This window comes from Zobellia russellii (genome assembly GCF_018728565.1).
In the GTDB taxonomy this organism is placed as follows: Bacteria; Bacteroidota; Bacteroidia; order Flavobacteriales; family Flavobacteriaceae; genus Zobellia; species Zobellia russellii.
Map to the genome: position 1 here is coordinate 387,562 of NZ_JACSOI010000005.1, position 14,195 is coordinate 401,756.

Here is a 14,195-nt window from a genome sequence, read left to right on the forward strand (position 1 = left end):
TTAATTACCCAATTTAGGGTTAACATTTACCTCAGACTCTGGAATAGGCCAAATATTGTCTACACCTGCCCTAAAGTTTTTTGAAGTAACAAACCATCTGGATTGTGGGTCAATTTTCTTTGATGTTGTTGGATATAATGTGGAATTTGGAAAAGGAGCTCCCCAAAAATCACCGGTTAAAACTTCGTCACCAATGTCCCATCTAAAAATATCCCAAAGACGTTGACCTTCCAACGCTAATTCAATTCTTCTTTCATTTCTTAATATAGGACGAAGCGCCGCCGGATCAGTTTCCGTTATAGGCGGAAGCCCTACGGACGCACGACCACGCACTTGGTTAATAGTTTCATCCAGTAAAGCCTGTGTTATTGGATTACCCGCCTCAAGTTCTGCTTCTAAATAACTCAATAAAACTTCGGCATATCTAATAATCGGGAGATTGCCTCCATAATCCGACCTTAGATTTCCACTGAAAGACTCGTCAAAAAACTTACGTAGTCCGTACCCTGTTCTTGTTGCCTGTTTAGAATAGGTTAACTGATCTAAAGATTCAGTATGATCTGGGTGACAGTCATAAATCTTATCCCCAAAAGTAGAGCCGTCCCAAAGTAGGTTATACCTGAACCTTGGATCTCTATTGGCTCCCATATCATCATAGTCAAATCTAGGGTCATCATAAGATAGTGGTGTACCGTCATCAAAACCATAAGCATCCGCCAGACTCCCTAAAGGGTTGACAATATGCCAACCAGAAGACACGGCAGGATAAGCATGTTGTGGCAATGCATTACCGGCTTGGCCGCCAAAATATTGTGTGCTGAAAATATTTTCACTGCTGCCTTCATTAGCTGGAGTAAAAAGAGAAGCATAGTCTGGATCTATCACATTCTCACCCATATCGATAATTTCTTTGTACACCTTTGATGCTTCCGCAAAGTTCTTTTCCCCCAGGTACATTCTGCCCAAGAAAGCCAAAGCCGCCTGCTTGTTGGCTCTACCTGCCTCCGTACCGGACAATTCCGCATACGATGGTAAATCTGCAGCGGCGGCCTGCAACTCACTAATTACAAAAGAAACCAATTCTGCTTTTGTTGCTTTATCAACATTGTTTGCCTCATCAGGAGTTAATGTGGTAGTAACTAAAGGAGCACTACCCCAGAACTGGGTAATATAGAAATAGGTGGCCGCCCTTAGAAAACGTACCTCGGCACTCATTCTGTCAATTTTGGATTGATCCATATCAACATTACCCACGTTTTCCAAGAAATCGTTACAAATGGCAATTCGCTTATAAGAACCTTTCCAATATCCATTAATAACATTATTGTTGGGTAAAAGCGTGCCGTTCGTCAAACGGTTTTGAGTAGAGTTATCCCCTCTACGGTCATACGCGTTATCCGTTGCGAACTCCATAAAAACAATTCCGCAATAGGTCCACCAATCAGATGGCACTACCTGAGTTCCGTATTCAATGGCACCGCGGTAAGCACCTGTTAAAGCTATAGTTGCATTAGACTCCGATGTCCAAAAATTATCTTTTGCAAAAGCGTTGCTCGGAAATTGTTCCAGTTCTTTGTCGCAACCTGAAAAAAGTACCACTGCCAAGCCCAAAATAATGAACCGAGCAAAAGATGGAATACGACTTATATATGTGTATATAGTATTTGACATTGTTCTAAAATTTTAAGTTTAAACCAAAGGTGTACGTTGTTAAAATAGGGTAATAACCACCTGATGAATTAATTTCAGGATCCCACCCGTCTCTGTAAGATTTGAAAGTGTGCAAGTTTTCTGCACCCAGATATACTCTTAGGTTGTCTATACCCACCAAATCTGTAACCGATGATGAAAAGTTATAGCCCAATTGTACGTTTTTAACCCTTAGGTACCCGGCATCTATCACCCAAAAATCAGAGGTTGTCGTGTTTGGAGTACCGCTATTGGTAACCACCTCTAGCCTAGGATACTCTGGGTAACGTACCGGATTTTCCGGATTGAACCTACCTTCCATTTGCCATCTTTGAATATTACCCAAATTGAAAAATGCATATCCGGCGTAATTGGTCAACTCTCCTTTTACACCACCAACACCTTGTAAGAACAAAGAGAAATCAAAGTTTTTATAGTTTAAATTGATGTTGGCCCCATACGTATACTTAGGTATACGACTACCTAAATATTTACGATCGTAGGTAGGATCAACCTTTCCATCCGGTACACCATCAGGACCGCTAATATCCTTATATCTGAAATCACCAGCTTGCGAACCAGGATTTACAGCAGTTTGATCTGCCCAACTAGAAACTTCGCCGTCATTAAGAAAAACACCGTCCGTCTCATATCCATAATACATTTGCATAGGAAAACCGATAAAAAGGTCCGATCCGTTACCAACGTAACCATTGGGCTGGTCTACATTACCCAAACCTAATGTAACGACCTCATTTTCTATTACCGAGAAGTTTCCGTTAATGGAATAACTAAAATCACCTTTACTTCCCCTATGTCCTATATCAAATTCCCAACCGGTATTCTTAACCGCACCCGTATTGGTTTCACTAATACCAACTCCCAAAACCGAGGATACACTGGAAGATGGTTTAAAAAGAACATCTGTTGTATTTCTTCTAAAATAGGTAGCGTTAAAAGTTAGTTTTCCATCAAAAAACCCTGTTTCAAGACCAATATCGGTAGTTTCTGTAGATTCCCATTTAATATTGGCATCACGATACGTAGAATACGCCGCACCAGTTGAAAGTCCGCCACCCAATGAATAATCACGACCAGAAGCTAAAACGGTTTGGTACGGATAGTTACCAATATTCTGGTTTCCTAAAATACCCCAAGAAGCTTTAACCTTTAAATTAGAAAGCCAATCTACTTCCTGTAAGAACGATTCCTGAGATGCTCTCCAACCAAACGCCGCTGCCGGGAAAACTGCGTACTTATTACTTTTAGGAAATCTAGAAGACCCGTCATAACGCAATGTGGCCTCAAAAAGATAGCGCTCATCAAAACTATATTTCAAACGGGAAAAGAAAGATTGCAACGCCCATTCAGCATCAAAACCTGCCGTCTGTTGGTTTTCAGCACTTCCTAGGTCCAATACAGTATAGTCATTGCTCGCAAAATCTTGACGGTATCCGTTGAAAAACGAAAACTCTTCGTTCTCAAAAGAATAACCTCCCAAAAAGCTAAAGTCATGAACGCCTACTTCTTTGGACCACTCTCCCGTAAATTGAAGAGTTTTATAAAGTTCCTTATTGCTATATTGATTTAAATAGGACTGTCCCAGGTTAATTTGATCATTAAGTCGCTGAGATGCGTAATATGAGCGCTCTTCATGTAAGGTGAAATTATATCCCCCTATGGCCGAAAACACCAAATTATCATTAGGTTTATAATCAAGCTTTACATTTATTCCCGCTTTAGTACGTGGGTTTTCCAAATAAGAATCAGAAGCCAACCAAGCAACCGGTGTACCTCCACTTTCAGGGCCAATACCAAAATTACCTTGAGAATCCTGACCCAATTCTATTGCCGGATATCTAACTGCATTGGATACCAGTTGCGTAACGAAACTTCCTGCGTTATTGGTGGCATCACTGGCCCTATCACTTTCACCTTGGTATCCGGAACCCTTGTTACCCGTTACTTGTGGTTCTTCCCTCTTCTCTACAGAGCCGTAAAACCTAGTGCTCAAATCAAACTTACTGCCCAACTTGTTCTGAAGGTTCATTCTAAAATTGTACCGGTTAAAGCTATTTTTTGGTACGATACCATCCTGCTCCAAAATACCTGCAGAAACGTAATACTTGTTCTTTTCATCACCTCCATTTAAGGTTAAGGTATGGGACGTCTGAACACCGTTTTTAGAGAAAAGATCCTCCAGAAATTTTGTATTCGGATAATTATCCGGGTCATCCTGAGCTTTATATTTTGCTATGTCTTCCGCAGAAAAGCTGTTGCTGCCAGAAGCTATGTTGTACATTTCTGCATATTCCCAAGAATTAACAAATTCAGGAAGCTCGGTAGCGGTATTAAACCCTACATAGCTGTTGTAATTGATAGAAAATTTATTCTCGCTACCATTTTTAGTGGTAATAAGGATAACCCCATTAGCAGAACGTGCCCCATAAATAGCTGCTGAAGAAGCGTCTTTTAATACCGAAATGGATTTGATATCATCCGGATTAATGTCGTTCATGCTCCCCGCAATACCATCAATCAACACCAAAGCATCTGGCGTAGCTCCAAAAGAACCAACACCTCTAACACTAATATTTCCTCCGCTCTGCCCTGGCCTACCCGAACGTTGTACTACGGTAACCCCTGGCATTTGACCTGTAATGGCTTGCGATACTTGAGTAACCGGTCTATTTTCAATATCCTTGGAGGATACCTGAGAGACCGAACCAATTACATTTACTTTTTTTTGTGTGCCAAAACCTACTACAACAACCTCGTCCAATCCAGCAGCACTTTCTACTAACTGAACGGTTAATGAAGTTTGCCCGTTAACGGGTATCTCTTTAGTAGCAAAACCTATATAGGAAACCACTAAAATAGCATCGTCAGAGCTTAATTCTAGACTAAAATTTCCGTCAAAATCTGTGGTAACACCATTAGTAGTACCTTTTTCAACCACATTTGCCCCCGCCAAAGGCACACCGGTTTCATCTGTAATTACCCCGGTTATGGTCTGTTGTTCTTCCTTAATTCTATCAGATAATAGTAATGTATTCTCATTTTTTAGCGGTTTTTTATTTTTGAGAACAATCTGATTTTTAACTAAAGTATAGGTTACATCTTCTCCAAATAATACGCCTAACACTTCTTTTATAGGGCGCTTATCTATATTGAGCGTCACTCTTTTAGCAACATTGAGCTGTCCTGTTTTGTAAAAGAATCTAAACTCACTTTGCGTTTCTATTTTTTTAAGTACACTTTCAATAGTCTCGTAGTTTGCCTCAATAGAAACCTTCTTGTTTTGCGAATAGGAATTCGCATGAAGGTTGAACAAGGCAAAAGCAAACATTAGAATGGAGATTTTCACTGTTCGGTTCTTGTTAAGAATGTTTTTCAATAGAATGAAAAACAATGGTTTTTTTTCCATATTTTTAAAGGATTTTGATTAGTTATTTCTAGGATTAAAATCACTCTTGATCGGGGAACGTGGCAGCGTTTCCCGATTTTTTTTCTTTAAGTTAAGTCATGGTTATACTGGTTTTTTAATTAATATATAATTGTTGGTTATTTCATAATCGAACTCTGCACTTTCCTTAAAAGTATCAAGCAGGTCCTGTATGGTTTCATTTTCAAAATATCCTCTAAAGCGCACCGCTTCTAACTCCGTATATCCGTTTTCAATACGGACTCCATAACGTCTTTCAATTTTTTTAATAATATCCTTAAAGGATTCGTTATTAAAAGTTAGATCTCCGTTTCGCCAGTTTAAATAATCATGTATATCAACTTCACTTATCACCAAAGCGCCTTCTGTCATTGCTGCCTTCTGACCCGGTTTTAGGAAACTTAAGTCCTCGTTCATTGTCTCCTCGCGTTTATCGCTAATGGCCACACTACCTTCTGCGAGTACGGCATACGCTTCTTCATTGGCATAACTGCTAACATTAAAATGGGTTCCTAAAACTTGAACATCCATATCTTTAGCCTCTACCACAAATTTGTGTAATGAATCTTTGGCCACTTCAAAATAAGCCTCTCCTTTTAAGAATACCCTTCTATCCTTTCCTTCAACAAAACTTATGGGATATTTTAAAGAGGTATCTGCATTTAGGTGTACCAAGGTGCCGTCCGACAGCTTTAATTCAAATGTTTTTCCTTTTGGGATAATAATCTCATTATACACCAACTCTTGTGTAGGTTTTCCATGATAAACAATTTGGCCTTTATCTTGTGAAGCCAGAACGTTTCCATCTTCATCCGTAATAGCTTCTCCGGCACCTACTATTATTTTTTTGGATTGATTATTACTTGTTTTTAATACAATTGCGTTGTCCTCTATTCGTAATTCAGGAGATTTATCTTCCTGAATTCTCAAAAAATTAAAAACTAACCCTAGTCCTACCACACCAATAAAAATGGCTGCATACTTTAAAACAGAGCGATTAAAATTGATATTTCTTGTTTTTGTAGGTGACTCGGTTTTCTTAGCTATTTTTTTCCATATTTCTTGTTTTACCTGTCCATCAAACTTAAAGTTTGACATTTGCTCATCCTCACCTTGATAGGATTCTAGGAACCGTTCCAAGAGTTCTTTTTCCTCCTGAGAGCAATTGTTATTTACGTATTTGTTGAAAAGCTTTTTTGCCTTTTTTTCGTTCATCTGGGTCGCAATTAAATAACGATACTACTACTAAGTACCCTAATTAATGCGATGGTACATGTTGAAAGTCAATTATTTTTAAAAATTGAAAAAATACAAGTGAAAAAATTGAGGTATTCTCACCTTTAAAGTCGATGAATGATTTTTAAAAATGCGGATAACACACTAATATTCAGGAAGGTTGAAAGGATATTAGATTGGTTAATGCAGAAGAATAAGCGATATAATAACGGCCTCTTCTAATTGAAGGTGATTTCTAAGAAAAGCCAGTGCTTTTGAAATTTGATTTTTTACGGCCTGAACGGATATTTGAAGCTCTTCCGCAATTTCTTTGTTGGATTTGTGATGGTACCGGCTCAATACAAAGATATGACGACACCTTTTGGGCAGTTTGGCAACATGATCACGAATTATTTGATTGAGTTCCGAATATTCAAGTTCCCCCGAAACATTCATAGAAACATCTATAATATTCAACCGTGTTAAATCTTCCGTAGAAAGTTTGTTGTTTCTAAAATGATTAAATATCTGAAACTTTACCGCTTGAAACAGATAGGGTTTTAAAGCAGAAATATTGGTCGTCTTTCTTTTGGCCCAGAGTGAAATAAAAACTTCTTGAATAATATCCTCACAAATGGTCCTCTCCTTTATAATATTGAAAGCATATACAAATAACACCTTTGAATATTTCTCATAAACCGCTCTGAAAGAAGCATTATTGTCTTCTTTCATACCGTTCAATAATTCAATATCTTCTGTTATCATCTTCATTCTACAGCAATCAATATGCTAAATCTATAAAAAATAGACCGAAAATTACAATAACAGTAAAAAGAACACTTGATTTTAGGTGATTATCTCAAAATCTAATGGAAATGTAATCCTATTTCACATAGTTTGCCCTATACCTCCAATAACTTATGGCACCAAGAATTACCGCTCCTAGAGCTATATACCAAACATAATCTGGAGTAATAGCGGCTGCGCCACTTTGTCCGTAACTATGAAGACCTACCAAATAATAATTTACTCCAAAATAAGTCATCATAATACTTCCAAATGCTATAACACTGAGAAAATTGAAAGTCCACTTACTCCTTAAACCAGGAACCAAACGTGTGTGAACCACAAAGGCATATACCATAATAGAAATTAGTGCCCAAGTTTCTTTTGGATCCCAACCCCAATATCTACCCCAACTCTCATTGGCCCATTGTCCGCCCAAGAAATTACCTATAGTAAGCATCACAAGACCTACGGTCATAGAAAGTTCATTGATTATTGTCAATTCTTTAATGTTCAGGTCCATTACCGCTTTGTTCTTCTTATTGGTACATATCATAAGTAACAAAGAAACCAAACCAAGAATCATAGCCACCGATAATGGACCATAACTGGCGACAATTACAGCTACATGAACCATAAGCCAATAACTATCCAATACGGGTACCAAGGTTGAAATTGCAGGATCTACCCAATTTAAATGTGCAATAGCAAGTAACATACTTGTAACAAAAGCCGATGCAGCAATGGTCATATCACTCTTTCTGGCAAACAGAAGACCCATTCCCATGGTTGCCCATGATACATAAAGAATACTTTCGTACGCATTTGTCCAAGGTGCATGACCAGATATATACCATCGTAATACAAGGCCGGCCGTATGCCATAGGAACAAGATGAAAATAGTGCCTTTTAAAGCATAAACCCCTATACGCCATATAGAACGGTCTTTAAAAATCTGAAACACCAAAACAAAGAACATAATTACACCTACTAAAGCGTAAAGACGATATAGGGAATTAAAAATATCCAGTTTATTATAAATTACCTCCGTATTGATTTTAGATTCCGATGGAAGCACCTCCTTACCATGGTTCTTTTGATTTTGCTTAAAAGCGTCCAAAAGCTTATCGGCATTGGTATAATCACCCGTTTCTTTGGCCTTGCGCAATGTCATGAGGTAGTAAGGCAGCGAATTTTTTATAAAATTGGCATAAAGCGAATCCGAAACCTGATACTGCCCTCCCCTATATTCTATAGCCGAAATCCATTTGTTATTCTCATCGTTCAACAAAGGAAAAATCTTTATGATACGACCACTCAAGGCCTGATCCAAAAGGCTTAACCGAACATTGGCATCCTTAATATCCGTGTCAAACTTATTCGGAATATTTGTTGATGTGGCTTTTGCCAAAAAGGGCTCTAACTTATAATTTCCCTCTTTGTCAAAAAAGTCCGTTGCCTTTACAAATTCTTGGCCTTCGGGAATACCTATTACATGACGGATACTATCGTTCTTCCCTTTTTTATCAACGGCCAAAAACTGTGCATTGTACCATGCCGCCGGACTCAACATCATAGATAAGAACACCTGATCGGCATTCATGTCTTTATACACATCCTTTAAACTTAGCTTTCTTAGTAATTCCGAAGAAAACGTGTTTATAGGCTTCATACGACCTCCTTCGTCTTGAATCACAAGTTTTCCAAACTTCTCCGCATGCTCTTCAGAAACAATCGTAGTCTGTAAAAGCGAATCAATTTGAAATTGTGTTGGCACCATACTAACCCCATGGTCATGGCCATCATCTGCGGTGTGTTCTTGGGCATTGGCACTCAACAACATACCCAAAACAAGAACCGTTGTAAGTTTTGCTTTTTTATTCTTTAATTTTTCCAATGACACGGCCAAATCCTTAAACCGGGTCTTTCCAAAGAACATAATCCCCATTAACCCAACATAAAGCAAGAAATACCCTAAATAGGTTATACCTGTACCCCATTGATCATGGTTTACAGATAAAATAGTTCCTTTTTCATCTGGGTGAAAACTAGATTGGAAGAACCGGTATCCTTTGTGATCCAAAATATTGTTCATGAAAATCTTATAGTCAAAAGGACGCTCATCTTCAACTGTAACCTTACTCATAAAGGATTTGTACCCTTGCTCGGTTCCCGGATACTTTTCTGCAATAAAATCGTTTAGTTTAATGCTGAACGGAAGTTCATATACTTTGGAGCCATAACTCAAACTAAAATCCAATCCACCCACATTTATTTTATCCGAAAAATTAGAAACCCCTTTACCACCCAGTAATTTTTGCTGTACTGTTTCGCCGTTTACGGTAATGTCTACAATCATAGCATCCATAGTAGCATCCGTTATTTCGTTCTTCGGAACTTTTACTATGCCGTAAGAGCCTTTAACTATGGGCTCCGGTATAACAAATTGCATACCTGCGGTTGCATACAAAGAGCGTAACTGCAATTCCTGTATACTATCCTTTATCAACTGACCTTGAAATTGGTCCGCCATACGCATAAAACTACCTTCAAAAGGCGATTCTATTTCGTAAGCACCATCCTTTTCTAAAATATTAATTGCTCCCTCCGTTCTCTTATTCAAAGAGAAAAGTACGTTGTGAATGCTAGAAACTTGGCCACTTTCCAAAAAGTGTTCATGGCGCTGGCCATCTCCAGCTTCAACAATCTTTAAGTATTCCTTACCATTTTCATCCGGAATCATTCCTTCTTTGGCCCCATCTATAAAACCGGCATAGGAAATAGTAAACGGCTGTCCGTTAAAATCTGACTTCCAAGGTAAATTAGACTTGATATCTTGGGCAGTTACTATTAAATCTTCTTGTAAAGTTTTTCTTTTGGCCTCGCCATTAATCTCTCCATCTACGTAAGCTGTCAAGTATGTTTTATCCGAGTAGAATACTTTTTCTGATTGCCCCTCTCTAATGGGCATCATACCCTCATAACTGATATATCTCGTAACGAACGCTCCGATTATGATAAAAATCCATGAAAGGTGAAGCGTTAAAACTGCCCATTTTTCCCATCGTAGAAGACGGTACCTAAACATGTTACCAATAAAATTAATGACAAAAAAAACCATAATAGCCTCAAACCACCATGTATTGTAAATCCAGATTCTTGCGGTCTCGGTACTGTACTTACTTTCAATAAAAGTACCTAGCCCCATGGCCACTGCAAACACTATAAAAAGAACGGACATTAAACGTGTGGAGAAAAAGAATTTTTTGAGCATGTTCATGAGCAGCAGCTAAAATGGTTTTCAGCATGCAAAAATACGCCCTTTTTATTATTTAGAGGAAGATAGACGGACCTAAAGTCTTATCAAAACTGTTAATTATAAGTGAAAATTTTAAGAAATTCGTTTTTAGAAATCACTCTTTTTCATAAAGCATAAAAGGCTAACCCATTAATTGCAAATAACACAGAAATCTAAGATTTGTATACACACCCTCGACCGTAAAAAGAACAACTTCTCGTTTCTTCACTTTTCTACAATCCAAAGTAAACAATACATAAATATATGCTTATTTTCGCTGCATGATCAAGGTTAGTATTTTAGGAACCGGAAATGTTGCCACCCACCTTTTCAGGGCTTTTTCCAACTCTGCAGAGATTGAAATTGTTCAGGTAATAGGTAGAAACAAAGAGGCGCTTCAAGCCTTTGGAACGGAAGAAGAAACCACAACGGATTTCTCTAGATTAAAATTTTCAGATATTTTTATTGTTGCTTTAAGTGACTCATCTATAAGCACTGTTTCACAAGAAATTACAATTAACAGAAGTTTAATTGTTCATACCTCTGGAAATACTCCAATGAGTGCGCTCTCAACACACCAAAGACGAGGAGTGTTTTATCCACTACAGACTTTTAGCAAATCTAATGAGCTGGATTTTAAAAATGTTCCCGTCTGTCTGGAAGCGAATGACGAAGCCGATTTAGCTTTGTTAAAAAAACTCGCCCATCTGGTTTCAGAAAATGTTTATGAGATAAGTACAGAACAACGCAAAAGCCTTCACCTTGCCGCCGTATTCACAAATAACTTTGCAAACTACATGTACCATGTTGGCTCTGAAATCTGCAAAGAGAACAATGTGCCTTTTGAAATACTGAGTCCGCTTATTCAAGAAACAGCGGAAAAAATAAAAAACCTATCTCCTTTTGATGCCCAAACGGGCCCAGCTAGAAGAGGAGACCACAATACCATATCAAATCACTTAGAACAATTAAATAATACCGAGTACAAAGCGGTCTATGAACTGCTCAGCAAATCAATAGAAAAAACATATGGAAAAGAGCTATAAAGAATACCTTAAGAACATAGATACTTTTATTTTTGACGTAGACGGAGTTTTTACGGACAGCACCCTAATCATTACTACCGAAGGAGAAATGCTCCGCAGAATGAGCGTTAAAGACGGTTATGCGGTTAAGACCGCCCTTCAGAAAGGGTATAAAATCTGTATTATCTCAGGAGGAACCAATGAAGGAGTCCGTAAACGATTAAAAGAACTTGGAGTTACGGACATTTATTTAGGCGCGCACCATAAAATGGATGTCCTAGAAGAGTATATGGGCAAGCACGGTATTGACCCAAGTACTATGCTTTATATGGGTGATGATATTCCGGATATTCCACCAATGGAAACCGTTGCCCTACCCACTTGCCCGCAGAACGCCGTACCGGAAGTAAAGGCAAGGTCTATGTATGTTTCCCACAAAAACGGAGGCGAAGGTTGCGTAAGGGATGTTATAGAGCAAGTCTTAAAAGTAAAAGGGCATTGGATGACTAATTTTAGCGCGGCAAACGATTGATTATGCTCAACCTGAACCACCACACCATCATACTTGCCAGTGGCTCCCCAAGAAGACATCAGTTTTTAAAAGAAATGGGGATTCCGTTTGAAGTCCGATTGAAATCGGTAGATGAAATTTACCCTCCCGAATTAAAAGGAAGCGAGATTAGCGATTATTTGGCAAAATTGAAAGCAGATGCTTTTGACGGGGCTTTGAAAAAAGAAGAGATTCTGATTACCTCGGACACCGTAGTCTGGCACAATGGTATTTCATTGGCCAAAGCAGCAGATGCTGAAGAAGCCTACGAAATGATAAAAGCGCTATCCGGAGATTGGCATGAGGTCATAACATCGGTTTGTTTTACTACACCCAACAGTCAAAAAGTAGTTAATGAAATTACCCGGGTCAAGTTCCGGAATTTATCCGACGAAGAAATCCGTTATTATATTAACACTTACAAACCCTATGATAAAGCAGGTGCATATGGTATTCAAGAATGGATAGGCCTTACCGCAATTGAAGAGATTAAAGGGTCTTACCCTAATGTTGTGGGGCTCCCCACCCAGTTGGTATACAAAACGTTAAGCACTATGGTTAAATAGTTCTTTTTGATTAATTTTAATAAAAATTCATCTCATGACAACCGGAACAAGACAAAACCTATCGCTTATAGTCATTGCTGCGCTCTTATCTTTTACCCAATCCTGTAAAGAGGTTGAAAAAGAGACAAATAAAGAGGTAGCCCTAAATACTGAAAAGCCCGTAGAAACATCAAAAAAGGAGCTTACCAGTGAATTTAAGGAGTATTGGTATGGCGGAGAGGCGGAAATAACATCTTACAAATTAGAACAGGCCCGCTATGGTGAAATCCGAGACGGCGAAGCGGTTTTAATTTATGTTACGGAACCTTTTTTGAAGAAGAAACAAGTAAAAGCGGATGGACATAATCCTGATAACATCCCCGTTTTAAAACTCAATTCCACAAAAAAATACCTTACCGGAATTTATCCTTACGCCATCATGAACAGTACTTTTTATCCCGTTCATGACAATGACCACGCCATTAAGGTCTCCTTCTCTGCACAGGAATGGTGCGGGCAGGTTTACGCACAACTTAACAACCGGGATAAATTTGATGTAATGTCTCACTCTTATTTTGAAAGTGAGGCGGACCAAAATTTACAATTAGAGAAAACAACTCTTGAAAACGAGCTTTGGAACAAAATTCGTATCGCACCAAAATCTTTACCAACAGGCGAATTGGAAATAATTCCCTCAATGGAATTTATTAGACTATCTCACAAAGAGTTAAAAGCATATAAGTCAATTGCAAGTTTAAGTGATGACAATGGTCTTTCAACCTATAAAATAACGTATCCGGAATTAGAAAGAACCTTAGAAATAAATTTCACTACTGCCTTTCCGCATAGTATTGAAAGCTGGACGGATACCTTTGTTAGTGGCTTTGGAAAAAACGCTAAATCCATGACCTCTACCGCTACCAAGATAAAAACTTTAAAGACCCCCTATTGGCAACAAAATGGAAATAAGCATCTATCTTTGCGGGATAGTTTAGGTTTATAAATTTATGCAAGAATTTCTTATTTCCAACAAGCACGAAATCATAGCTACAGCTATTACTTTCTGTATCCTTCTAATTCTAAAATTTATAACGGATAAGACCATTCGTAAAATTGGCAGAATTAGTGATATTGTTGAAGCACGGACCCTTTTAATTACAAAATACGCCTCTTTACTCCTTACATTAATTGGGTTTGGGGTCATTTCCTTTATTTGGGGCGTAAATTTCAAAGAAGTTGGCCTTGTGTTTTCTTCGGTGTTTGCGGTAATTGGGGTTGCCTTATTCGCCAGTTGGTCTATTCTGAGCAATATAACCGCAGGTGTAGTTCTGTTTTTTTCATTTCCGTTTAAAATCGGGGACAAGGTTAAAATTCTAGACAAAGATATAGAGTCCGAAGAACCCTTTTTAATAGAGGACATAAGGGCTTTTCATGTAAGCCTAAGAAAATCCAATGGTGAACTTTTGGTATACCCGAACAATTTGATGATGCAAAAAGCGGTAACGCTTATTTACAATTCAGAAGATACCCCAGACGGTAGTGAAGAAGCTTAATCTTAAACATCCTTAATTTATGGGTAAAACCACAAATTTAATTTTGTTAAAGAAGTTTTAAAAACCCCGCTTGCCCCCTTTAAACTTTC

At 38.3% G+C, this 14,195-nt stretch carries 10 protein-coding genes; 5 read left to right on the forward strand and 5 right to left on the reverse strand.

What is annotated here, in order from left to right; all coding sequences use genetic code 11:
- From H9565_RS14420 to ccsA, 5 genes are all read right to left on the reverse strand, one after another.
- Nucleotides 1–1,671, reverse strand: coding sequence for a RagB/SusD family nutrient uptake outer membrane protein (locus tag H9565_RS14420; protein WP_215440654.1), 1,671 nt, complete (start codon nucleotides 1,669–1,671; stop codon nucleotides 1–3).
- Between the two features lie 4 nt (nucleotides 1,672–1,675).
- Complete coding sequence (locus tag H9565_RS14425) at nucleotides 1,676–5,116, reverse strand: SusC/RagA family TonB-linked outer membrane protein (protein WP_215440655.1); 3,441 nt, start codon at nucleotides 5,114–5,116, stop codon at nucleotides 1,676–1,678.
- Between the two features lie 102 nt (nucleotides 5,117–5,218).
- Nucleotides 5,219–6,349: a FecR family protein gene (locus tag H9565_RS14430; RefSeq protein WP_215440656.1), complete on the reverse strand. Its 1,131-nt coding sequence runs from the start codon at nucleotides 6,347–6,349 to the stop codon at nucleotides 5,219–5,221.
- Between the two features lie 201 nt (nucleotides 6,350–6,550).
- The gene (locus H9565_RS14435; protein WP_215440657.1) at nucleotides 6,551–7,120 is read right to left on the reverse strand and encodes an RNA polymerase sigma-70 factor; all 570 of its coding nucleotides are present in this window, start codon (nucleotides 7,118–7,120) and stop codon (nucleotides 6,551–6,553) included.
- 112 nt (nucleotides 7,121–7,232) lie between these two features.
- Complete coding sequence (gene ccsA / locus H9565_RS14440; protein ID WP_246560636.1) at nucleotides 7,233–10,415, reverse strand: cytochrome c biogenesis protein CcsA; 3,183 nt, start codon at nucleotides 10,413–10,415, stop codon at nucleotides 7,233–7,235.
- A gap of 299 nt (nucleotides 10,416–10,714) precedes the next feature.
- Here ccsA and H9565_RS14445 point away from each other — a divergent pair, with 299 nt between their 5' ends.
- From H9565_RS14445 to H9565_RS14465, 5 genes are read left to right on the forward strand one after another with little or no spacing between them, the layout of a single operon-like run.
- Complete coding sequence (locus tag H9565_RS14445) at nucleotides 10,715–11,479, forward strand: Rossmann-like and DUF2520 domain-containing protein (RefSeq protein ID WP_215440659.1); 765 nt, start codon at nucleotides 10,715–10,717, stop codon at nucleotides 11,477–11,479.
- On the forward strand, nucleotides 11,463–11,990 hold the full coding sequence (locus H9565_RS14450; RefSeq protein ID WP_215440661.1) for a KdsC family phosphatase: 528 nt from the start codon (nucleotides 11,463–11,465) through the stop codon (nucleotides 11,988–11,990). The genes H9565_RS14445 and H9565_RS14450 overlap by 17 nt, the downstream gene beginning before the upstream one ends.
- Entirely contained in the window at nucleotides 11,987–12,574 is a 588-nt protein-coding gene (locus tag H9565_RS14455; protein ID WP_394370256.1) for a Maf family nucleotide pyrophosphatase, read from the forward strand. The genes H9565_RS14450 and H9565_RS14455 overlap by 4 nt, the downstream gene beginning before the upstream one ends.
- Nucleotides 12,575–12,608: 34 nt before the next feature.
- Entirely contained in the window at nucleotides 12,609–13,556 is a 948-nt protein-coding gene (locus tag H9565_RS14460) for a septum formation inhibitor Maf (protein ID WP_215440663.1), read from the forward strand.
- 4 nt (nucleotides 13,557–13,560) lie between these two features.
- Nucleotides 13,561–14,106, forward strand: coding sequence for a mechanosensitive ion channel family protein (locus H9565_RS14465; protein ID WP_215440664.1), 546 nt, complete (start codon nucleotides 13,561–13,563; stop codon nucleotides 14,104–14,106).
- The last annotated feature ends 89 nt before the right edge of the window (nucleotides 14,107–14,195 follow it).